Annotated in this window: 15 protein-coding genes; 13 read left to right on the top strand and 2 right to left on the bottom strand. The window is 49.0% G+C overall.

Features of this window, described 5'->3' with window-relative positions:
- Positions 1-210 precede the first annotated feature (210 nt).
- The 3 genes from KDK18_RS13220 to KDK18_RS13210 all read left to right on the top strand — a co-directional run bounded on the left by KDK18_RS13220 (position 211) and on the right by KDK18_RS13210 (position 2,444).
- Positions 211-516 carry a hypothetical protein gene (locus KDK18_RS13220; RefSeq protein WP_257255397.1) on the top strand — a complete coding sequence of 102 codons (306 nt, stop codon included), beginning with the start codon at positions 211-213 and terminating at the stop codon, positions 514-516.
- Positions 517-566: 50 nt separating this feature from the next.
- Positions 567-1,481, top strand: a complete 915-nt coding sequence (locus KDK18_RS13215; protein ID WP_257255396.1) for a hypothetical protein — start codon at positions 567-569, stop codon at positions 1,479-1,481.
- Positions 1,482-1,583: 102 nt separating this feature from the next.
- The gene (locus KDK18_RS13210) at positions 1,584-2,444 is read left to right on the top strand and encodes a hypothetical protein (protein ID WP_257255395.1); all 861 of its coding nucleotides are present in this window, start codon (positions 1,584-1,586) and stop codon (positions 2,442-2,444) included.
- Here KDK18_RS13210 and KDK18_RS13205 read toward each other — a convergent pair.
- Together KDK18_RS13205 and mpl are read right to left on the bottom strand one after the other, a co-directional pair.
- A complete protein-coding gene (locus tag KDK18_RS13205) occupies positions 2,437-2,988 on the bottom strand; it encodes a flavin prenyltransferase UbiX (RefSeq protein ID WP_373690706.1) in 552 nt (183 codons plus the stop codon). The genes KDK18_RS13210 and KDK18_RS13205 overlap by 8 nt on opposite strands.
- A 67-nt stretch (positions 2,989-3,055) precedes the next feature.
- Positions 3,056-4,420 carry a UDP-N-acetylmuramate:L-alanyl-gamma-D-glutamyl-meso-diaminopimelate ligase gene (gene mpl / locus KDK18_RS13200; RefSeq protein WP_257255393.1) on the bottom strand — a complete coding sequence of 455 codons (1,365 nt, stop codon included), beginning with the start codon at positions 4,418-4,420 and terminating at the stop codon, positions 3,056-3,058.
- Positions 4,421-4,670: 250 nt separating this feature from the next.
- Between mpl and KDK18_RS13195 the strand changes: the two genes are divergently transcribed.
- From KDK18_RS13195 to KDK18_RS13150, 10 genes are all read left to right on the top strand, one after another.
- Entirely contained in the window at positions 4,671-5,936 is a 1,266-nt protein-coding gene (locus KDK18_RS13195) for a 6-phosphofructokinase (RefSeq protein ID WP_257255392.1), read from the top strand.
- A 208-nt stretch (positions 5,937-6,144) separates the two neighbouring features.
- Complete coding sequence (locus KDK18_RS13190; RefSeq protein WP_257255391.1) at positions 6,145-7,500, top strand: hypothetical protein; 1,356 nt, start codon at positions 6,145-6,147, stop codon at positions 7,498-7,500.
- A gap of 225 nt (positions 7,501-7,725) precedes the next feature.
- Entirely contained in the window at positions 7,726-9,201 is a 1,476-nt protein-coding gene (locus KDK18_RS13185) for a hypothetical protein (protein ID WP_257255390.1), read from the top strand.
- 219 nt (positions 9,202-9,420) lie between these two features.
- Entirely contained in the window at positions 9,421-11,187 is a 1,767-nt protein-coding gene (locus KDK18_RS13180) for a C2H2-type zinc finger protein (protein WP_257255389.1), read from the top strand.
- Positions 11,188-11,811: 624 nt separating this feature from the next.
- Positions 11,812-13,113 carry a hypothetical protein gene (locus tag KDK18_RS13175; protein WP_257255388.1) on the top strand — a complete coding sequence of 434 codons (1,302 nt, stop codon included), beginning with the start codon at positions 11,812-11,814 and terminating at the stop codon, positions 13,111-13,113.
- Positions 13,114-13,317: 204 nt separating this feature from the next.
- The gene (locus tag KDK18_RS13170) at positions 13,318-15,318 is read left to right on the top strand and encodes a hypothetical protein (protein ID WP_257255387.1); all 2,001 of its coding nucleotides are present in this window, start codon (positions 13,318-13,320) and stop codon (positions 15,316-15,318) included.
- Between the two features lie 172 nt (positions 15,319-15,490).
- Positions 15,491-17,290, top strand: a complete 1,800-nt coding sequence (locus tag KDK18_RS13165; protein ID WP_257255386.1) for a hypothetical protein — start codon at positions 15,491-15,493, stop codon at positions 17,288-17,290.
- A 21-nt stretch (positions 17,291-17,311) separates the two neighbouring features.
- Complete coding sequence (locus KDK18_RS13160) at positions 17,312-19,486, top strand: hypothetical protein (protein WP_257255385.1); 2,175 nt, start codon at positions 17,312-17,314, stop codon at positions 19,484-19,486.
- A gap of 270 nt (positions 19,487-19,756) precedes the next feature.
- Complete coding sequence (locus tag KDK18_RS13155) at positions 19,757-21,988, top strand: hypothetical protein (RefSeq protein ID WP_257255384.1); 2,232 nt, start codon at positions 19,757-19,759, stop codon at positions 21,986-21,988.
- Between the two features lie 138 nt (positions 21,989-22,126).
- Positions 22,127-24,277, top strand: coding sequence for a hypothetical protein (locus KDK18_RS13150; RefSeq protein ID WP_257255383.1), 2,151 nt, complete (start codon positions 22,127-22,129; stop codon positions 24,275-24,277).
- The last annotated feature ends 68 nt before the right edge of the window (positions 24,278-24,345 follow it).

Below are 24,345 nucleotides of genomic sequence, written 5' to 3'. Positions count from 1 at the left end.
TCGCAAAACAATGAATCGGCAATCCTTCAGATATTGCGCGGTTTCACTGAACCACCATGAACTTTCAACCTTTGAAATCAGGGAGTCTCTGTGCTCCCTTTCTTGCATACCCCTGTCTCAATTAACCGTTATAAAAGATCCTGCTTTACTTTGACCGAATTTAACCGATCTACACTGAAGATAAGAAAACACACGAGCTGAGGAAGTCCCATGAATGATGATACCGTCAAGAAACTGGCCCTGATGATTGCCGCTAACTGCACCCGTAATTCGGTCCTGGAAGAGGCTGAAAAAGCCAAAGCTATCTCAGAAGAGCAGATGACACAGTTTAACCATCAAATGTCCAACCGTATCTATACTTTCCTGACGTATCTTCTGAATAAACCGGCCGAAGAGTATTCGGTCATGATTAAAGAACTCTCAAAAAACTATCCCGAAGCCTGGGCCCTGCCCGATCTGGATAAGAGCCTGATCAATGCGGTAGCGCAGTCCTCTCTTCCGTCTTTACCCCATTGAGCCACAAACTGATCTATCTTGAAATGTTTTAAATAGATACAGAAATGGCCATGAACCTCAGCTCTTATCAATGTTATAAGCCCTCGCTGTCGGGGCTTGTACTAAGTCTCCTCCTGACTGCCAGAGCTCTGGCTGCTGACCCGGCATTAAGCCAGCAACAGCTGGAATCACTGTCGGCTCTGCTCTTAGCAACAGGCACTCCCCACAGAAAAGAATTTAACTCTATGGTCGAAGCCACACAGCAGTGGCGGAGAAAACCCGGGCAGGAGCGCTGGGAGGTGGGAGACCTGAAGCTTTCTGATGAACAGAAAAAAAAGGTGATGATGCACCTGAAAGCCCTGGGCTTAATCTATAAGCAGAAACCCGATAAAAAGCATTTTGATTACGCTCTGTTGCTGGGTGCAACAGCACCACGAATGAAAAGTCGTTTTCAGCATCTTGTCTCGCTCTGGAAGGAAGGCGTCCGATTCGACAAAATCATTTTTTTATCAGGAGAGCGCCCCATTCAGGACAACATCGACCTGACAGAAATACTGGTGTCTGAAGTGATTGGCCAAGAGGCTTCCAAAGATAAAAAACAAAAGGCCCGTCCTGCGACGGAAAAAGAGGCCGCCAGGATGGTCTATATGGCCACTGAGATGCCTGATGACATGAGAGCAATCCCTGTCGAATTCTTCTCAACAAGCCGAACCTGGCTGGTGGATCGATGGCAGCGCGGCAACACCAGAGACAGTTTCAAAAACTGGGCGAACAGTAACCCCAGACCCGGCTCTGCCCTGATCGTATCGAACCAGCCTCATCTTCTTTATCAGCAGGAGGTCATCCGACAGGAATTACCTGAAGGCTTTACTACCCAGGGAACGGCCCAAGAGGCAGATCCTGGTGGCCAGATCGTCATGTATCTGGATGCTTTAGCCCTCTGGCTCCAAAACCTGAAGATCAGAACAACCCGGAGAACAGACTAACTAAACCACTTTACTTCCCGGCCGAAAAATTCTTGTGCAGCTTTTAGTAATGCTTTAGCACCTGCCTTTTCGCACTTCTGACTGAATCCATGGAAGGACTCTATGCACCGACATAACCGTACCTCTGACAGTTCGCTTCTGGATCATGCCACGGTCATTAACCCCGTAAAACTGTCAGACTTGGCCACTTTAATGGACGAAGTCGGTATCCCTCACTCCTATTCCCTTGAGTCACTGATCTCTGCTTCTCAACAATGGCGCCGACAACCCGGTCAGGAGCGCTGGGAAATGCAAGACCTGCCTTTATCAGCGGATCAGCATGAAACGATCATGGATCACCTTAAAACGCTTGATCTCGTTCAGGAATTGCTCCCTTCTTCCACAAATTATGAGTACAGCTTAATTCTGGGTGCCACCGTTCCCGGAATGGAACGAAGACTCAACCACCTCTCCAGACTCTGGCAGGAAGGTGTCAGGTTTAACAAAATCATTTTCCTGGTAGGACAACGTCCATTGAAAGAGGACATTGATAACATTGACAATCTGGTGACCAGTGGCATTGGCAGGCAGGCTCAGGGAAAAAGTGCCGATGCAGCCCGTCCCATCACAGAGACAGAAGGCGCGGTTCAACTGTTTGCAACCATGAAACTTCCGGAGGAGATGAAAAAGCTACCGGTAGAATTTATTGACTCCCCCAGGGTCTGGAAACAGCGTCACTGGCACAGAGCCAACACGCGGGACACCCTGATTCAATGGCTGAAAGCCTCACCGGCTCCCGGCAAAACACTGGTCATTTCTGACCAGCCCCATGCTCACTATCAACTGGAAGTGGTGAAACAGGAACTTCCTGAAGCCTTCCAACCTGAAGTGACCGCTCAGACAGCGGATGAACAGACCCGGATAATACTTTATCTTGATGCACTGGCTCTCTGGCTTCACAACCTGCGGCTGCGAGTTAACTGATATACGACTCTCCCCACCTTGGCATCAGTGACTGTTCGATGTCCAACTGGCTTAGTATTCTGGCCACCACAAAATCGACCAGATCTTCCACGCTTTCAGGCTTGTTATAAAATCCGGGTGATGCTGGCAAAATCACTGCCCCCATTTGGGTCAACTTAAGCATATTCTCAAGATGAATTTCTGAATACGGTGCTTCTCTGGGCACCAGAACCAGTTTTCTGCGCTCTTTCAAAGCGACATCTGCCGCTCTTTCGATCAGATTATTGCTCGCTCCATAAGCTATAGACGACAAAGTACCTGAACTGCAGGGACAGACAATCATCTTGCTGGGCGCGCCACTGCCTGAGGCTACTGGCGACATCCAGTCTTCATGACCCAATAATCTGATCTGTCCGGCTCTGGCTTGGCAGTAATCAATAAGAACAGCCTCAGCTTCACGATCACCGTCAGGCAGATGAAGAGACGTTTCGGTTTCAATCACCACCTTTGCGGCTCTTGAAATCATACAAAAAATCTCTGCCCCGGAAGCGACAAGACACTGCATCAACCTGAGTCCGTACTGGGCTCCGGAAGCCCCGGTGATAGCAAGAGTTATTCTCTCAGCCAATGTATTAACCTTTTTCTATTGCTGCTTCGTTAAGCGCCACCAGCAGACGCTGATGAATTCCCTCAAAGCCACCATTACTCATGATGACCAGATGATCACCACTCTCAGAGGTTTCGATCAGATAGTCGATAATCTCCTCAGTGGACGACATTACACGGGCAGGTACAGGGCTTTTATCAATGAAATCACCCTTCAGCCACGCAATATCTTTGGGCTGAAACCAGACAACTTCGGACGCATTCTTAACACAATCCGACAAAGCATTGCCATGAATGCCCATTTTCATGGTATTGGAACGCGGCTCGATAATAGCCCGGATGCGGTTATTCTGATGTCGGGCACGTAAGCCATTCAAAGTGGTTTCAATAGCCGTCGGGTGATGGGCAAAGTCATCATACACTTTGATGCCTTCTATATCTGCCAGCAATTCCATTCTGCGTTTGACCCCCTTGAACAGGCCAAGTGCTTCACAAGCCAGAGCAGGCAATACCCCAACGTGCCGGGCAGCGGCCATTGCAGCCAGACCGTTGGCAACATTATGATCACCCGTCAGCGACCAGTCTACCCGGCCGACCACCTTCCCCTGGTACAAGACATCAAAAACACTGCCGTCAGGCTCAATCAGGCGGGTCGTCCACTCGACTCCCAAGTGCTCCCGTTCCGACCAGCACCCCATTGTCAGAACTTTGTTCAGGGCTTCGCAGTCCGCCGGAGAAATAATCAGGCCATCGCCTGGTATCGTTCTGACCAGGTGATGGAACTGCTTCTGGATGGCATCCAGATTGTCGAAGATATCAGCGTGGTCAAATTCAAGGTTATTCAGAATGGCTGTTCGGGGATGATAGTGTACAAACTTGGAGCGTTTGTCGAAGAAGGCCGTATCATACTCATCAGCTTCGACCACAAAAAACGGAGTCTCTCCCATTCTTGCCGAAATACCAAAGTTAGCCGGGATGCCACCGATCAGAAAGCCCGGCGCCATGCCGGCATGTTCCAGAATCCAGGCCAGCATGCTGCCGGTTGTGGTTTTGCCGTGAGTGCCAGCGGCTGCCATCACCCATTTGTCTTTGAGAATGTGCTCGGCAAAAAACTGAGGACCCGAGGTGTAAGCAAGCCCCTCGTTCAGAACATATTCCACAATGGGGTTCCCCCGGCTCATGGCATTCCCTATCACGACCAGATCCGGCTTATCGTCCAGATGTTCGATATGATAGCCCTGCATCAACTGAATGCCCTGTGCCTCCAGCTGTGTGCTCATGGGGGGATAGACATGTTCATCGGAACCACTGACCCTGAAGCCAATATCCCTGGCCAGAAGTGCAAGGCTTCCCATAAATGTGCCGCAGATTCCCAGAATATGTATGCGCATATCATCCTTACTCATCATCGGTCGCTGGCGGCTCTGGTGGCCGCAAGCGGTTCTGAAAACGGTATGGCCACTGTAAAGTCGTTTTGGCCGTTCTTTTAAGACTCTTTCCTTACCTTTTTACAGAAAAAATTCCGCTAAATAAACGGACAAACAGGCTTGTTTTAAGTATTATTCGGAGCGAAACCCGCTTTACCTTAGAACAACAGAAACATACAAAGTCAAGATTACTATTCAGCGAGAGCCACTCAGGATGTCAATCAAACATGCATTTTATGCGCAGTCAGGGGGCGTAACAGCGGTTATCAACGCCAGTGCCTGCGCCGTTATCGAGACTGCACGTCGCTATCCGGACCAAATTGGTAAGGTCTATGCGGGCTATAACGGTATTCTGGGAGCGCTGAGGGAAGAGCTGATCGACACCAGCTATGAATCCCACGAAACCATCGGAGCGCTTCACCGGACCCCCGGTGGAGCATTTGGATCGTGCCGTTACAAACTCAAATCATTTGAAGAGAGTGAAGCAGAATATCGCCGACTGATTGAAGTGTTTCAGGCACACAATATCGGCTACTTCTTTTACAACGGTGGTAACGACTCCATGGATACTGCTCTGAAGGTGTCCCAGCTCAGTGAAAAAATGGGTTACCCCATTACTTGCATTGGCATTCCCAAAACCATCGATAATGACCTGGCGGTAACCGACAACTGCCCCGGATTTGGATCAGCCGCCAAATACCTTGCGGTTTCCACCAAAGAAGCCAGCCACGATATTGCCTCCATGTGCGATACCTCGACGAAAGTCTTTGTCATGGAAGTGATGGGTCGCCATGCCGGCTGGCTGGCGGCGGCTGCCGGACTGGCAGCCCGTCAGAATGGTGATCCTCCTCACATTATTGTGTTCCCTGAAACACCACTGGATAAAGAAAAGTTTCTGGCCAAGGTCAAGAAAACCGTGGATGAAGAAGGTTACTGTGTGATTGTTGCCTCGGAAGGCGCCAAGTACGCAGATGGCAGCTTTGTCTCGGCCTCGACCACGGTCATTGACTCTTTTGGCCACCACCAGCTCGGGGGGGTGGCACCTGCACTGTGCACCATGATCAAGCGGGAACACGGATTCAAATACCACTATGCGGTGGCAGACTATCTGCAGCGTTCAGCCAGACATATTGCCTCAAGAGTAGATGTTGAGCAGGCTTATGCGGTGGGTAAAGCGGCCGTTGAACTGGCGGTCACTGGCAAGAACGCCGTAATGCCCTGTATCACCCGTGAATCCAATGCGCCCTATCGATGGTCTATCGGTGAAGTTCAGCTCGAAGAAGTAGCTAACTACGAAAAGAAAATGCCCATGGAGTTCATTGATGCTGAAGGCTTCGGCATTACCCCGGTCTGCCGGGAATACCTTGAACCTCTGATTGAAGGTGAAGAATACCCACCTTACCTCAATGGTCTGCCACGCTTCGCCAAGCTCAGGAAAGTCATGGTTGAGAAGAAGCTCAACAATACTTTTGATGGCTGAATAAACGACGCCCGGATAAGCAGTCACAATTTATGGGGCTGTTCCGGGCACACCACAGGCTCCCATACCAAAATACACCCTGCACAAGGCAGGCCGCTCTGCAACGATTTCTTGCCATGTTCTACCTTTGGTTTTCAACAGAAGGTCTTTAAAAAGCATTCGTGCTTTCCTGGTCTACACTTTCTGCTCCACAAACCAGAACGTGTAAATGATAAAACAACCATTCTTTGCAGTACTGCTGTTGCTTCTGCCTTTGTCTTTCACCTGTCAGGCACAACTGTTGACTGAACGCTATATTGTCGAGCTTCAACAGAATGGAGGTTCTCCAGACAAAATCTTTTCTATCAAGCCTGACCGACATACATTACCGGGCAATGCTTCAGGCATTAACAACAAAAACGGCTATGCGCGGTCAGGCTTTCTGGCAGATGACCCACCATTGGGACTCGGCGGTTATGGGGTAAAAACGGACATTATTGAGTCGATTTCATGGCATTTGCTCTATTCAGCCACTCTGCTGGTTGGTTACAAACTGACCCTGACCTTCAGTGACCACTCTCCGGGCGCCAAAACTGATTCGTGGCTGTTTGCAGGTGTGTTTATCAGCATCGGCTGGCTTTTAACAAGCTATTGGAACCCTGACTCGCCTATTTTCAACCCGATTGGACAACCAGAGGCGAATCAGGATTACCCGTTTGCGATCAACACTATGATGCTTAGCCCCGAACATAACTCAAAACAAGTTCAGCGATCAGACTCATCCGGCCAGCAAGCTTCAGGTTCAACCACCCAACTGACAGGCACTATCATCAGCCATCGGCATTCTGACTCTGGCGGCAGTAACCGAGACCCTGAACAACGCCAACATACTTTCGGTTTAAACTGTTACGCAGATAACTGTAATGGCGTTTGTCAATTCCGACAGTCGCAACCGACACCAGAACAAAGCTCAAGACCCGATGAAGACTTCGATCAACGGAGCTACCCTTCCCCGGAAGTCAGATTCTCCTTTTCGCTCACCCAGTTAGCGTCAGCCTCGGTAGCAGGGACTTCACAAACACAACAAATAACCACACAAACAACGGAACTGCCTCAATTGGCGCACAGAAAACCTCATTGTTCTCAGGCAGGCAAGGTAAGAGCCCTGCCGGCTTACCGAAAAAGAAGCCACAACAGGCAATTAGCCTGTGACGTACAATTTCGCGATTTATCTGGTCGGCCGCATTCATGCGGGTCAGTCTTCAACAACGCTAATGCTCTGCTGGCTCATAAAAGTCAATACCACGGCAGGCCACAAATCTGTGACATACCAGAGATCGATGAGAATGGCCGGCAGCGACCCTGCGGTTGGCTCTTCAGAAATGCCAAAGCCCTGTCGGTTCACAGAAGCTCAAAACACACCAGACAACATATCTGTGAAGAGACCGTGGTAGGGGCGAATGGCCAGCAGCAACCATGCGGGCGACTCTTTTGGTATGTTCAAGACTTGGCGGAGCATATTAGAGAGTACCACAGACCCAGACCTGTTCATGTGAATCGGAGTAATCGAAGTGCAAGAGGATAAACAGCGATTTATCTGACACCCACTCTTTCAAAACCTTTTGGAAGGGTAGCTCAGCTTTGCCCACCGCTTTTGCAACAATTTCTTTGATGAAGTGTGCGGTTTTAGCGAAGCGGTCCCGGACTATCAAAAGACACCACTCGCCTAAAGAAAGATCTTTGGCAGAAAAATACGCTTAATTTCTTGGTCTATTCTTGCACTCTTTACACTAGAAAGTGCAAGGATACAATGATTAAACATTCACTCTTTGCGGCGCTGCTGTTGCTGTCGTTGTTTGTCACCTGTCGGGCTCAACTGTTGACAGAACATTATGTTGTCGAGTTTCAGCAGAGTACAGGATCTCCGGACAAAGGCTTCTCCATAAAGCATGACCGGAGCAGATTGTCGGGCGAGCCTTCAGTCATTGTCGACACCGACGGCTATGGAGGATCCGATTCCCTCACTGATGACAACCCACACCGATCCGGCGTTTTCGGAGTAAGGATATCCACTATTGAATCGCTTTCGTGGCAATTGCTCTACGCCACTGGTCTGCTGGTGGGTTATGAACTGATCCTGAAAACCAGAGACGGCCACCCAAGTGCTAACCCTTGTTCGTGGTTACCTATGGAAGCATTTGCCGCTGTCGGTTTGCTTTTGAAAAGCTACTGGAACCCCGATTCACCGATGTTTAACCCGAGCGGACAACACCCGTTTGCGATCACTACCATGATGCTTAGCCCCGGACATGGCTCACAACAAGGCCAGCCACGAAAATCATCCGGCCAGCAAGGCTCAGGGACAACCACCCAACATACAGGCACTATCACTAGCCTCCAGCATTCTGACTCTGACGACGGTAACGGACACCCTGAACAACAGCAACATACTTTGGGTTTAAATTGTTTCGTAGATAACTGTCATGGTGCTTGTAAATTACGACAATCACAGGCAACACCCGAGCAAAGTTCTATGCCCAATTTGGACAGTGGAGACCAGTTCACTTTCATAAGCCATGCTCCTGATCACCATGCAAATGACCAGCACAGCAGAGCAGACCAACAAAAACACAGCACTGTTCACCTTTCCTCGTCAGGCGCTGAGAAAGCACCGTCGTATAGTGAAAAAAAATACCAAACTGGGCAGGCAACTTGTTTCGCAAAAATAGTCAGGAAGGACGATCAGATGCATTCAGGCACAGAGAAAACACAGTCGTATAATGAAAACAAATACCAAACTGGACAGGCAACTTGTTTCGCAACAGTGGTCGGGAAGGACAGCCAGATGCAGTCATACGGGATAGCCTGCAGGGAGTATTATCGAGCCATGTCGATGCAAAAAAGAAGAAAGCCCAACCAGAAAATAACCTGTGACGAGACAGTGAGGGAGAAGTATGGCCAGCGTCGGCCATGCAAAAAGGCCTGCATGAGTGAAAGAGAACTGGAGCTTCACAAAAAAAGAGACCACAGCGGGCAAAAAATCTGTGACGAACCACTCGGGTACGGGGTCTCTGGCCCACCGTGCCATAGAGTTTTCAGTAATGCTCTCGTGCTGGAACGTCACAAAAGAGACTTCCACTGCATTGGAAGAAGATGTATGGAGATAGTTGTCTCAAAGGATGGCAAGCAGCAACCATGCTTAAGGATCTTTAGTCGTGCTGAAGACTTGAGATCTCACAAACAGAAAGCGCATCAATCACAAAGTGAAGATAAGAAGGATAAATAGCGATCAATACCCACCCTTTCATCCAAAGGCACTGCTCGTCTAAAGCGATGGCTGAAATCATTCATCTGTTGCTCGGATGACCAGAGATCACGCTGTCATTGCTCACCGACGAGTGCACAGTGTTTCAATAGATTTTTCGCAGAAGGTCTTCAACATAAAGATTCGCTTATTTTCTTGGTCTATCCTTGCACCCTTCAAATCAGAAAATGCAAGGATACAATGATTAAACACTTACTCTTTGCGTTACTGCTATCGTTATCTGCCTCCAGTCAGGCTCAGCTGTTGACAGAACATTTTATTGTCGAGCTTCAAGAGAGTGCAGATTCTCCAGACAAAAGCTTTTCTTTAAAGCATTACCTGCCCGGATTGCCGGGCAACCCTTCAGTCATTGCCAATGACAACGGTTACGCAGGCTCAGACTCCCCCACTGATGACAAACCACAAAGCCCCGGCGTTTACAGAGTAAAAACAACCATTATTGAGTCGATTTCGTGGCACTTGCTGTGCGCCTCTTCACTGCTGTTGGGTTACGAACCGATCCTGAAAAACAGAGACCACTATTTAAGCTCTGAGTTTTATTCGCAGCTATCTGTGGAAGCGTTTGCAGCCATTACTCTGATGTTGGGCTCTGGAAATAACCAACAACCACACCAGTCATCAGAATTACCGGGGCGACAAGCCCCACAAGCCACCACCCACTCTACAAGTTTTTTCACGAGCCTCCCGTATTCTGGCTTTGGCGGCGATAACGGAGGCCCTCAACAACAATCACATACTTTGGGTTTAAATTGTTTCGTTCATCCCTGTCATGGCGTTTGTCAATTCCGACCAATAGAGGCAACACCCGAACCAAGCTCATGCCCCCATTCGAACGATGAGCAATGCCTTAGCTGCATATTCCATTTTGAGCCTGAAAACGCTACACAGTCTCAGGAAAAATCGCTTTTCGCACTATTGAGTGAACTCAATGACAAACAATTATCATTCTATTACGATCAACCATTGAAGCCACAGCCGGATGACCACAGTGGGAACCTGACCAATAGCGGCAACCTTACAGGGGGGGACGCCTCAATCTCAGTGGCTGCAGTGGCCACTGACACGCTCGAGAAATTGTCTTCCACCGCTGATAATTTTGAGTTCATTTATGAGACACTCGATCCATGCGGTCTTCTCGAAGAAGCCGGGTTCTCGCTTGTATCCACAGACACTCTTCCCCTGGTGGAAACCTCAGAAACACAACAAACAACCACTGAGTCACCTCAATCAGGTCAGAGCTATTCTCATCTTTCCCAGACAGGCACATTACCGACTCTGCCGGATCACAAAAACAAAAACAAAAACAACACCGAGCAAACGACCTGTGACGTGACAGTGAACGGCGAAGATGGCCAGTCACGGCCATGTGGGAAGTTCTGTAAGAATGCTCGATCCCTGGCATCCCACAAAAACAAAGTCCACAGCGAGCAACGAACCTGCAAGGTAACCGTGATCGGTGACGATGGCCAGCCAAGGCCATGCGAGTCGGTTTGTAAGAATGCTGGAGCCCTGTCGGTCCACAAAAGCGCATATCACACTGGGCAAAGAACCTGTGACAGAACACTGACCGGAGCCGATGGACTGCAGCGACTATGCGGCAAAGTCTGCATTAATGCTAAAGCCCTGTCGGGTCACAAAAGAAAAGATCACACCGGAGAGCAAACCTGTGACAGAATACTGATCGGAGAGGATGGCCTGCAGAGACCATGCGGCATGGTCTGCATTAATGCTAAAATCCTGGCAAATCACAGAAGAATATACCACACCGGAAAACAAACCTGTGACCTGAAAGTAGTTGGGAAGGATGGCCAGCAGCAATCATGCGGGAAGGTGTTCAACAGTATACATGCCCTGATGAAGCACAAAATAAGACATCGAAAACGCAAGCCTGATGATTTGAATAAAGACGATAACTTCAGCCCTAAAAAAGGTAAAGTAAATAAGTAACGATCTGATCAGACACTCGCTTTTTAATGAAGGTTTGCGATTTTGCCGGATCGATAAGTGACCATCAAAAGACAATGTTTTTCTAAAGTATGCAGCAGCGTTTCATTGGTTTTTTTATAATAAAACACACTTATTATCTTGATCTATTCTTCCTCTCTACCCACCAGAATGCAAGAACACTATTATTAAACAACCACCCTTTGCGACACTGCTGTTAGTGCTAACGTTGTTGTCTGCCACCTGCGAAGCTCATCAGTTGAGAAGACATTATATTGTTGAGCCTGGACTGAAGACGGCCTGACAAACCGCAGCTTTTCTATAGAGACTGACCAGCATGCACCGCCGGACAAACCGCCAGATATTATCAATACAAACGGCTATGAAGGATCAGATTCACTGCCTGATGACAAACCACAGAGACCCAGCTGTTATGGGATAAAATCGACCCTGATTGAATCGATTGCGTGGCAATGGCTTTATGCCTCTCGTCTGCTGGTTGATTACAAACTGATCCTGACCACCAGCGACGCCACTCTATGCTACAGCCCCTGTTCATGGGTACCTGTAAAAGTTGTTGTCGTTTTACGTTGGCTTTTAAAGAGCTATTGGAATCCCGATTCACTGTTGTTTGACCCGATGAAACGGCAGATGGTGAGTCAGGATCACCCGTTTGCGATCACCGCTATGATGCACAGCCCCGGACATGTCCAAAAACAAGGCCAGCCATCTGAATCATCGGGGCAGCAAGTCCCACAAGCGCCGCCCCAACCTACAAGCTCTTTCACTAGCTCCCTGTATTGTGGCTCTGTCGGCGGTAATAGAGGCTCTCAACAACACCAGCATACTTTGGGTTTGGATTGTTTCGTCCATCCCTGTAATGGCGTTTGCAGTTTACGACTATCATCTGGTAGCAGAGAGTTTGCTGAATGGCCTCTGAATTCCTTAGAAAGCTCATGCCCCCACTTGGCATATGGCCACTGCATTAGCTGCATAGATAACTTTGATTTTGTAAACACTTCGCTCTCCAAAACAATGGATGGCCCGCCTGTCAATCAGCGCCAATGGTCTGGCCAACTATTCTTGGACGGGGTCGCGGTCGCCCTAGACGGGGTCGCCTTATCCGGGGTCACCTCATACTCAGTGACTGCAGGGGCAGCCTCTACAGCTGAAGCTACCTGGCAAAAAACCTGTGACATGACAGTGGTCGGGGAGGATGGTCACCAGCGACCATGCGGTAAGATCTTCAGGAATACTCGTTTATTCACGGTTCACAAAAACCGATACCACTGCGAGCCAAAAATCTGTGGCGAGGTAATGATCGGTGATAATGGCCAGCCTCAGCCATGCCGAAAGTTCTGCAAAAATGCCAAAGCTCTGTCGGATCACAAAAGCAGGGCACACTGCGGGCCAAAAACCTGTGATGTAATCGTATTCGGAGAGGATGGCCAACAGCGACCATGTGGGACAATCTGCAGGAATCCCGGAGCCTTGTCGGGTCACAAAAGCTCATACCACACTGGGAAAAAAAGCTGTGATTTAACAGTGATCGGGGGGGATGGCCAACCGAGGCCATGCGGCAAGGTCTTCAAGAATGCCGGATCCCTGTCGAGTCACAAAAGCATATACCACACTGGGCAAAAAACCTGTGACGCAGCAGTGATTGGAGAGGATGGTCAGTCGAGGCCATGCGGTTCAATCTGCAAGGATGCCGGGGCCCTGTCGGTTCACAAAAGGGCATTCCACAGCGGGCAAAAAAACTGTGATCTCAGAGTGATCGGGGAGGATGGCCAGCAGCAACCATGCGGAAAACTCTGCAAGAATGCTAAAGACCTTTCTCAGCACAAAAGAAGACACCGAAAGCGTAAGCCTGTTGATAAAAATCGAGACGATGATTTGAGTCCTCAAAAAAGTAAAGTGAATAAGTAACGATCTGATCAGACACCCGTTATTTCAGGAGGGGTTAGCAATTTTTTGCGGAGCGATAAGGGGTAATCAAAAGACAATGTTAACCTAAAGAGATGCTACGGCTATTCAGTGGGTTTTACACGAAAAATAGACTTATTATCCTGATCTATCCCTCCTCTCTAGTCACCAGAATGCAAGGATAGAATTATTAAACATTCACCCTTTGTGACACCTCTGCTGCTCCTGTTGTCCGTCATCTGCCAGGCCGAAGTGTTGACAGAACGTTATATTGTCATGCCTGAACAGAAAACAACTTCTCCAAACCAGAGTTTTTCTATAAAGTATGGCCGCTATACACTGTCAGACAGAGCATCAGATATTACCGACACAAACGGCTATTCAGAATCAGGTTCGCCAACTGATGACAAACGACAGAGAGCTTGCGATTACAGGACAAAAACGCCCCCTATTGAATCAATTTCGTGGCAGTGGCTTTGCGCCACTGACCTGCTGTTTGCTTACGAACTGATTCTGCCCCCCAGAGATGGCCCACTATGCGCCACTCCTTATTCATGGGTACCTCTCCAGGCGGTTGTCACTGTCAGTTGGCTTCTGAAAAACTATTGGAACTCCGATTCACCACTGTTTAACCCCACTGAACAACTTAGCCTGACTGATCGACAAGAGATGAGTCAGAATCAACCATTTGCGGGCATTATTCTAATGCCTGGCTCTGGACAAGCCCGAGCATCAGGCCAACCATCAGAATCATCCGATCGGGGAGCTCCAAAAGCCATCAGTCACCTTACCGTCTCTTTCACCAGTCCCACGGATTTTGGCTCCAGCGGCGGTAATAGCGGCCCTCTACCACACCAACATACTTTGGATATTAATTGTTTCGTGCATCCCTGTCATGGCGTTTGTAGTTTCCGACTATCATTCGATAGCAATGAACCCGCTGAATGGCCACTGAATTACGGGCAGAGTTCATGCCCGCATTTGGCCAGTGGATACTGTTTTAGTTGCATGGGTCATTATGCCCCTTTACTCAATGCACGCTCCCAACCATACCCATCGCTGGATCTCCCTGATATTCAATTTCAATGCAATTCCAGAGAAGTATCTGAGCCACAGCCTTACGGCATTGACGTGAACAGAGACAATAGCTGCCACTCTGTAGACAGGGTTCCCTCAGAATCAATGAGAGCAGGAGACCCCTTTACAACTGATGCTAACCGGCAAAAAACCTGTAAAGTGATAGTGATTTGGGAGGATGGACAGCCGCGACCATGCGGAAAGATCTGCAGGAGTGCTCAAATCCTTTCGGTTCACAAAAGCAGATACCATACCGGACAAAAAACCTGTGAAGTGTCAGTGATCGGCGAGGATGGCAAGCCGCGACCATGCGGAAAGATCTGCAGGAATGGTCAAGTCTTGACGGATCACAAAAGAAATGAACACAGCGGGCAACAAACCTGTGGCGTAACCGTGATCGGGAAGGATGGCCAACAGCGACCATGCAGGACAACCTGCAAAAATGCTAAAGCTTTATCAAATCACAAAACCAGAATCCACAGCAGGCAAAAAGCCTGTGACGTGAACGTGGTCGGAGAGGATGGTCAGCAGCAACCATGCGGGAAACTATGCCAAAATAATGGAGACCTGATTAATCACAAAAGGAATGTCCACAGCGGGCGACGAACCTGTGACGTAGCCGTGGTCGAGGAGTCCGGCCAGCTGCGGCCATGCGGAACGGTCTGTAAAAGTGCCAAGTCCCTGTCGAACCACAAAAGAAACGTCCACAGCGGGCAACGGACCTGCCAAGTAACCGTGGTCGGGGAGGATGGTCGGCAGCGATCATGCGGAAAGGTCTGCAAGGGTGTTCAAGCCCTCTACAATCACAAAACAAGAGACCACAGTAAGCAAAAAACCTGTAATATAACCTTAGCTGGGGAAAAGGCTCAGCAGCGACCATACGGGAAGATCTGTAAGAATGCCAGGGCCCTGACAGATCACAAAAGCAGCGACCACCGCGGGCAACAAACCTGTGACGTGACCTTGGTCGGGAAAGATGATCAGCCGCGGCCATGCAGAAAGCAGTGCATTGATGCACAAGTCCTATGGGATCGCAAAAGAGCACATCGAAAACGCAAGTCCAGTGATTTGGACCGGAACGATAACTCCAGTCCTCAAGAAGGAAGAGTGAATAAGAAACGACTGATCTGACACCGGCCCTTTCATGAGATCTCCCTCCCAAAAGACAACGATCGTTTAAATAGTGCAGCAACACTTCATTGGTTTTTGAAAGAAAACGCCCTTATTTTCTTGGTCTATCCTTACTCCCTGTCAACCAGAAGGCAAGGATAGAATTATTAAACTTTCCCTCTTTTCGACTTCGATGTTGTTGCTACTGTTGTCACTACTTGCGTCATCTGTTGTCTGTCAGGCCGAACTATTTACAGAACGCTTTCTTGACGAGTTCGAACAGAAAACGGGGTCTCCAAACCAAAGCTTTTCTATAAAGCGAGACCGGCATACACTGTCAGACAGTCCAACATATATTGCCGACACAAACGGTTATGCAGGATTAGATTCGCCACCAGACAACAAACGAAAAAGATCTTGTGGTTGCAACACAAAAACACCCCTTATTGAATCGGTTTCGTGGCAATGGCTTCAAGTCACTCACCTGCTGATTGGTTACCAACTGATCCTGACTACCAGAGACGCCCCTCTGGGCACAACCTCATATCCATGGCTTCCCATAGGAGTGGTTGTCGCTATCGGTTGGCTTTTGAAAAGCGATTGGAAACCCGATTCACCGCTATTTGACTCGATTGAACGACTCAACCTGATTCAACAACAGGGGGCGAGCCAGAATCACCCGTTGGAGGTCATCGCTACTATGCCAGCCCCTGAACAAGGCCAACCACAATACCAGTTACCAGAATCATCGGGGCAGCAGGCCCCGGAAGCCACCTACCGCCCTATAGGCTATTTCACTCGTCTCTTGTATTCTGACCCTGATGACGGCAACGAAGGCCCTCAACCAAACCTGCATACTTTGGGTTTAGATTGTTTTGTCCATCCCTGTCATGGTGTTTGTAGTTTCCGACCACCATCCGGTAGCGGAGAGTCTGCTGAACTGCACTGTGAGCGGTCTGATGCTTCGATAAAAACTCCAGAGTCGATGCCAGAAATAGAAACCGCTCAGTCAGGAACTCCCGGACAAAGCTCATGCCCCCATTTAGCCGATGAACATTGCTTTAATTGCGTAAGCCATTTTGATCCTGCAAAAGCTTCACAGTCCCGGGAAAAATCACTGTTTGCATTATTGAGTGAACTCACTGACGAACAATTCCCGTACCATTACGACCAACTATTTGAGTCAGAGCCGGATGACAGTACTGGAAATCCGGCCAATAGCTGCAATTATATAGACGAGTTCGCCGCAGGCGGGGTCGCCAGTACGCCGGAGAATACGTTTTCCACCGCCAATGGTTTTGAGTTCATTCATGGGCCACTCGATTCATGTAGTCTTCTCGAAGAAGCGGGTTTTTCCCCTACGCCAATAAACACACTCACCTCAGTGAAAACTTCAGAAACACAATCAATAACCACTGAGTCACATCAATCAGATCAGTGCCAACCTTCTCTTTTCCAGACAAGTGCATCAGAAACTCTGTCGGAGCACAAAAACAACACCAGAGAAAGCGTCTGTGATGTAACCGTAGTCGGGAGGGAAGGCCGGCAGCCATGCGGGGTGCGCTGCAGGAACCCTCAATCACTTTCATCTCACAAGAGTAGATATCACACCGGGCAAAAAATCTGTGACTTAACCGTGATCGGGAAGTATGGCAAGCAGCAGCGATGCGGGCTGCTTTGCGAGAATGCCAGAATTCTGACGGATCACAAAAGAAAAGAGCACAGCGGGAAACAAACCTGTGACCGGGTCGTGATCGCGAAGAATGGCCAGACGCGTTCATGCGGGAAAATCTTCAAGAATGCTCAATCTCTATCCTCTCACAAAACCAAATACCACCCAGGGCAACGAACCTGTAAAACGATCGTGTTCTGGAAGAATGGCCAGCCGCGTCGATGCGGGATGGTCTGTTGGGGTGCCAAAACCTCGTCGGAGCACAAAAAAACACATCGGGAACGCAAGCCTGATCATACAGATCAGGACGATGACCTTTAACCTTGAGAATGTAAAGTGAATATGTCCGGGCCCAACCAGGGATTTATCAGCGCTTCGATGGGTTTCCAGAAAAAAACGCTCTTATTTTCTTGGTCTATCCTTCCTCTCTGTCAACAAGAATACAGGGATAAAATCATTAAACGCTCTCTCTTTGCGACACTACTGTTGTTGCTAGTGTTATTGCTATTGTTGTCTCTGCAGTTGTTGTCTGTCGCCTGTATGGCCGAATCATTGACAGAACCTTTTATTATCGAGCTTGAACAAACAAACCAGAGCTTTTCTGTAAAACGTGACCTGCGTGTACTACCAGATAACCCGTCAGACATTACCCACACAGAAGACTACGCAGAATTAGATTCAACGCCCGATGACAAACGCCATAGTACGGGTGGAAACAAGGCAAGAACGACTATTATTGTGTCGATTTCGTGGCAATGGCTTTACGTCACTCAGCTGCTGGCTGGTTACGAACTGATCCTGAAAACCAAAGATGTCCCTCTATTCCCAGCTCCCTACTCATGGGTACCTGTAGAAGCGGTTGTTGCTGTCGGCTGGTTTTTAAGAAGTTACCGGAACTCCGATTCACCGCTGTTTAACCTGATTGAACATCAAGAGGCAACATCTATGCTGAAACAGAGGGATTTCCCATTAACAACTATCACAATGATGACGGGTTCAGGAGATAACCAACAACACGAGCCATCAGAATCATCCGGCCAGAGAACCACGCAAACCACCACTTGCCACAGGCGCTCTTTCACCAACCTCTTTTATTCTGGCTTCGGCGGCTATTCTGGCTCCGGCGGCGGCAGCCCTCTACAGCACTCACATACTTTAGGTTTAAATTGTTTTGTCCATCCCTGTCATGGCGCTTGTCAATTTGGACCACCATACGACGGATCAGGGTCGGCTGAATGGTCTCCGGATAGCATAGAACACTCGTACACTCATTTCACGAATGGACCAAGCTATGATTGCATAGGCCATGCTGGCCCTTTAAAAGCTGAACAGCCCGAAGAATATTGGATTTCCAAAATATTGGATGATTTTTTTGAAAGTGCTCCCCCATACCATCACGACCAACTGTCTGGACCACATCCTCATGATATTAATCGTGACCCGTCCAATAACTTAAACTGTACAGGCTCGATAAGTGCAGGGGCCGCGCATACAATTGCCCCTTCCGGGCCACTCAATCATTGCCCGCCAGCGTTCCGGAACTTGCCTTTCAACAACACTGATGATTTTGGGTTCATTAATGAGCCAGCCGATCCATGCAGGTATCCCGAAGAAATCGAGCTCTCCTTAATGCCTCTCCCCCCCTTTTCCTTAATGGGAACCTCAGAAACACAACAAACAACTTCCGAATCACCTCAATTGGGCCAGCGACAACTTCACCCTTCACAAGCGGGCACAGCAAAGCCCCTCCCGGATCACAGAATCAGGGATCACTCCGGGTACCTTACCTGCTACGAAACCGTGGTCGGTGATGACGGCCAGTCGCGGCCATGTGGAAAAGTCTGCAAGAATCACAAAATACTGTCAGCTCACAAATACAACTATCACTCCGGGCAAAGAACCTGTGAAACAACAGTGGTTGGGGAAGGTGGCCAGCAGCGGCCATGCGGGAAGGTCTGCCAGAATAGTCAGGCACTTTCGTCTCACAAAGTCAGAGCACACACCGGAGAACGATCCTGTGAGGTGATAGTGACCGGGGAGGATGGTCAGCCTCGGCCATGCGGGAAGATTTACAAGAATGCTGCAGCCCTGTCGAGTCACAAAAGCGGAAAACACACCAGGCAAAAAACCTGTTTCGTGACCATGATCGGGTGGGATGGTCAACCGCGGCCATGCGGAAGAATCTGCAAGAATGCTCAAACTCTGGCGAGTCACAAAAACCTATATCATAGTGGACAAAAAACCTGCGACATGACCCTGATCGCGGAGGATGGCCGGCCGCAGCCATGTGGGAAAGTCTTCATGAATGGCCAATCTCTGTCGGACCACAAGAGAGTGCATCACAGCGAGCAAAAAACCTGTGACTCAGCCGTGGTCGGAGAGGATGGCCAGCTGCGACCATGCGGAAAACTCTTCAAGAGCTCTAAAAACCTTTCGGCACACAAAAGAAGTCATCGAAAGCGCAAGCCCGTGGATGAGACCCCGGGTAATCCAACCTCAGAAAGGCCAAGTGAATAAGTAGCGATTCATCTGACGCCCACCCTTTTATGAAGGTTAGGCGGTTTTTCCAGAACGACTCAGGACTACCAAAAGACATTGCTCGTTTAAATGGACTTGGCAAAACTTCAGTCATTAACTGACGGTGGTTAATGCCAGAAAAAAAAGCAGATGGGCACAGCCTTTGGTATTTTTTTGCCCTGTGCAAAGCTTTGGTTTTTAACAGAAGGTTTCTGACAGAAAAACTCTCTTATTGTTTGGTCTATCCTTCCTCTCTACCAACTAGAATGCATGTGTAGAATTATTAAACGCTCACTCTTGTCTGCAATGCTGGTACTGACACTGCCTGTCGCCTGTCAAGCTCAACCTTTGACAGAATGCTGTATTGTCGAATTTGGACGAAATGCAGTTTTTCCAAACCAGAGCTTTCGTATAAAGCTTGACCATCTCAGACGTTCGGATAATCCGTCGAACATTGCCGAAACAAACAGTTATGCAAGTTCAGATTTTCTAGCTGATAACAAACAAAAGATACATGGCTGTTACAGTGTCCCTCCCGCCCTTATTGAGTCGATTTCGTGGCAATTGCTTTATGCCTCCACCCTGCTGGTTGATTACGAACTGATCCTGAACACCAAACATACCCCCGTAAGCTCCACTCCTTATCCCGGGTTGCCTGTAGAAGTGTTTGTCGCTGTCAGTTGGCTTTTAAAAAACTATTGGAACTCTGATTCACCGCTTTTTACCCTCACTGAACAACAAGAGGTGGGACAGGATCACCCGTCTGCGGCCATCACTACAATGCTTGGCTCAGGCCATAAACAACCACACCAGCCATCTGAATCATCCAGCCAAAAAGCCCCGGGAACATCCACCCACTGTATAGGCTCATTCACTGGCTCCCTGAGTACTAACTATGGCGACGATAACAGCGGTCCTCAACGACACCTGCATACTTTGGGTTTAAATTGTTTTGTCTATCCCTGTCGTGGCGTTTGTAAACTCAGAAAATCATCCGATAACACAGCACCCTCTGAATGGTCGCTGAACTTCGTAGAAAGTTCGACAGGCCACACAGGAGCACTACATGATCAAAGCTCATGCCCCCATTTAGCCAATGGACAGTGCTTTAGTTGCATAGTTCATGCTGATACCGTTAACGCTACGCTCATGATGAGTGCCGGAACAACCTATACAACCAATCTTGCCGAGCCACTCAATGATGATGCTTTAATGCTCTGGAATTTGCCTTTCAACGCTGATGACTTGATGACCACTGGCAGGCCACTCGATCTGGGTGGTAGTCTCAAAGAAGTCGGGATTCCCGTTACCCATTCAAAAACGCAGCAAAACGCCACGGAGTCATCCCGATTGGCTCAGAGCGAACCTTATCTTTCCCGGACAGTCACAACACAAGCGCAGCCGAATAACAAAAACATATACGACAAAAAACATATAATATGCAACATAACATTGGTCGGGAAAGATGGTCAGCAGCAACCATGCGGGAGGGCCTTCAGCAATGCTCAATCCCTGTCATGTCACAAAAGCAAATACCACACCGGGAAAAAAACCTGTAACGTGACCGTGGTTGGGAAGGATGACCAGCAGCGACCATGCGGAATTGTCTTTAGGAATGCTTGCGCTCTGGGGAATCACAAAAGAAGCTTCCATCGCAGGCAACAAAAATGTAACAGGACAGTAATCGGGGAGGATGGCCAGCAGAGGCCATGCGGGACTGTCTGCAAGAACCTTAAAGGCTTGACGGACCACAAAAGAAGATACCACAGCGGGCAACAAACCTGTAACGTGACTGTGATCGGGAAGGATGGCCAGCAACAGTCATGCGGTAGGGTCTACAAGAATATTGAGGTTCTTTCGGTTCACAAAAGCTCATGCCACAGCGGGCAAAGAACCTGTGACGTAACAGTGACCGGAGAGGATGGCCAGGGGCGACCATGTGGAATGGTCTGCAAGAATGTTAACGCCCTATGGGAACACAAAAGAAAAGAGCACACCGGGCAACAAACCTGTGACATAACCTTAGTCTGGGAGAATGGCCAGCCACGGCCATGCGGAACGATCTGGAAGTGTGCCAGAGCTCTGACGGATCATAAAAGAAGAGCTCACAGCGGACAAAGAACCTGTGCCATAACCGTGGTCGGCAAGGATAACCAGCCGCGGCCATGTGGGAAGATCTGCAAAAGCGCCAGAACCCTGACGGATCACAAAAGAAAAGCCCACACCTGGCAACAAGCCTGTGACGTGACTTTAGTCGGGAAGGATGGCCTTCAGCAGCAATGTGGCAAGTTCTGCAAGGATGCTCAAGCCCTCTCGAATCACAAAAGCAAAGTCCACAGCGGACAACAAACCTGTGCCATAACATTGGTCGGAAAGGATGGCCAGCAGCGGCCGTGCCAGAAGGTCTGCAAGAATATTCAAGCTCTGGAAGATCACAAAAGAAGACATCGAAAGCGCAAGCTCGTTGACAGGGAGCAGTACGATGACAAAGAACCTCAATAAAGTAAATAAGAACGATCTGATCTGCCCTCCCCTTCATTAAGGCTTAACGGCTTTACCTGAGTGGCCCGGGGATTTCAAAAAACACACTTATTTTCTTGATCTATCCTTCCTCTCTGTATATCAGGACGCAAGGATAGAATGATTAAACACTCACTCTTTGCGGTAACATTGTTGCTGCCATTGTTGTTTTTTGTCGTCTGTCGGGCCGAACCGTGGACAGGACGTTTTACTGTCGAATTTGAAGGGAAAACAGGCTATCCAAACCAAAGCTTATCTACAAAGCCTGATCAGCAAAGATTGCCAGACAACCCATCAGACATTGCCGATACAAACGACTATGCAGAATCAGATTCGCTGCCTGATGACAAACCATCAGGAACTGGCGGTTACCGGGCAAAAACGACCATTCTTAAGTCGTTTTCGTGGCAATGGCTCCACGCCACCCCCCTCCTGCTGGGTTACGAACCAATCCTGACTACCGGAGACGTCTCTCTGCGCGCCACCTCATATTCATGGTTCCCTCTGGAAATGTTTGTTGCTCTCGGTCGGTTTTCAGAAAGCTACTGGAATCCTGATTCAACGTCGTTTAGCCCAATCGAACAAAAAGAACCGAATCAGGATCACCCGTTTGCCACCCTCATCGTAACGTTTAGTTCTGGACAAGACCAACAATCAGGCCAGCCATCAGAATCATCGGGGCAGCAACTCCCGGGTGCCATCAGCCACCACACAGGCAATTTCATCAGCCTCTTGCATTTTGACTCTGACGACGGTAGCGAGAGCCCTCAACAACTCCTTCATACTTTGGGTTTAAATTGTTTCGTCCATCCCTGTCATGGCTTTTGTCAATTACGGCTAATATCCGATAACAGAGGGCCCGCTGAATGGCCGCAGAATTACACAGAAAGCCTGTGGCCCCATTTGTCTGATGGAGAATACTTCAATAGCGAAGGTCATTTTTATCCTGTAAACACGATACAACCAATGAGTGCGGGAGCCCACTATTCAGCGCCCCCTGCCGAGCCTCTCAACCTGCATCATTTTTCCAAAGAAGGCGGGCTTTTCTTTTCGCTTCCCCATTCAGAAATACAACAACAAACCTATAAACCATCCCAATCGGGTCAGAGTCAAGCTCATCTTTTCCGGGAAGGTTCAATAGCAGCCCTGTCCGATCACAAAAGCGAATACCACACTAAACAACACATTTGTGACATGACAGTAGTAGGGGAAGATGGCCGGCAGCGACCATGCGCTGAGGTCTGCAAGAATGCTGATGCCCTGAGGGGTCACAAAAGAAAAAAACACAGCGGGCAACAAACCTGCGACGTGGCAGAAATTGGGGAGGATGGTCAGCCACGGCCATGCGGGAAAGTTTACAAGAATGCCGGAGTACTTTCAGCTCACAAGAGCATATACCACAGCGGGCCGAAAACCTGTCAAGTAAAAGTGATTGGGGAGGATGGCCGGCAGCGGCCATGCGGGATGATCTGCATCAATGCTAAAACCTTGTTGGAACACAAGAGAAGAAACCACATGGTGCAACAAACCTGTGACCTGACCGTAATCGATGAGGATGGCCAGCTGCGGCGATGCGGTATGGTCTGGAAGAATGGTCAATCCCTGCGATATCACATAAGAAAAGACCACACCGGGCAACAAACCTGTGACACGACAATGATCGGGGAGGATGGCCAGCAGCAGCTATGCGGTATGGTTTGCAAGAATGCTCAAGCTCTGATCTATCACAAAAGAAAACTCCACACTGGGCAACGGACCTGTGACGTGGTGACCGTGCCCGGAGAGGATGGCCAACGGCAGACATGTGGGATGATTTGCAGCAGCGCCAAAGCCCTTTCGGATCACAAAAGAAAAAATCACAGCGGACAACGAACCTGTAACGTGACTGTGGTCGGGGAGAATGGTCTGCATCAATCGTGCGGGAAGGTCTGCAAGAATGTCAATGCCCTGACAGGCCACATAAGAAAAGTCCACAGGGGGCAACAAAGCTGCTTCGCAATAATGGTCGGGGAAGATGGTCAGCAGCGCTCATGCGGGAGGGTCTTCAAAAATCCTCAGGCCCTCTCAGATCACAAAAGAAGATACCACACCGGACAACAAAACTGTGACGCGAGGGTGGTCGGAGAGGATGGCCAGCAGCGACCATGCGGCAAGGTGTGCAAGAATGCCAAGGCCCTGACGGAACATAAAATAAGACATCGAAAGCGCAAGCCCGTTGAATCGCAGCAGGAGGATGGCCTTGGTCCTCAAAAAAGTAAAGCGTACAAGTAAGGATCTGATCTCTTTGACATCCTCCCCCACTGATTCAAGAAATCAGTGGGGGATTCCCATGGGGGCGC

The sequence above is a fragment of the Endozoicomonas sp. SESOKO3 genome (genome assembly GCF_024606255.1).
The sequence above is the reverse complement of the archived record's forward strand: the minus strand, read 5'-3'. Positions and strand labels throughout refer to the sequence as shown.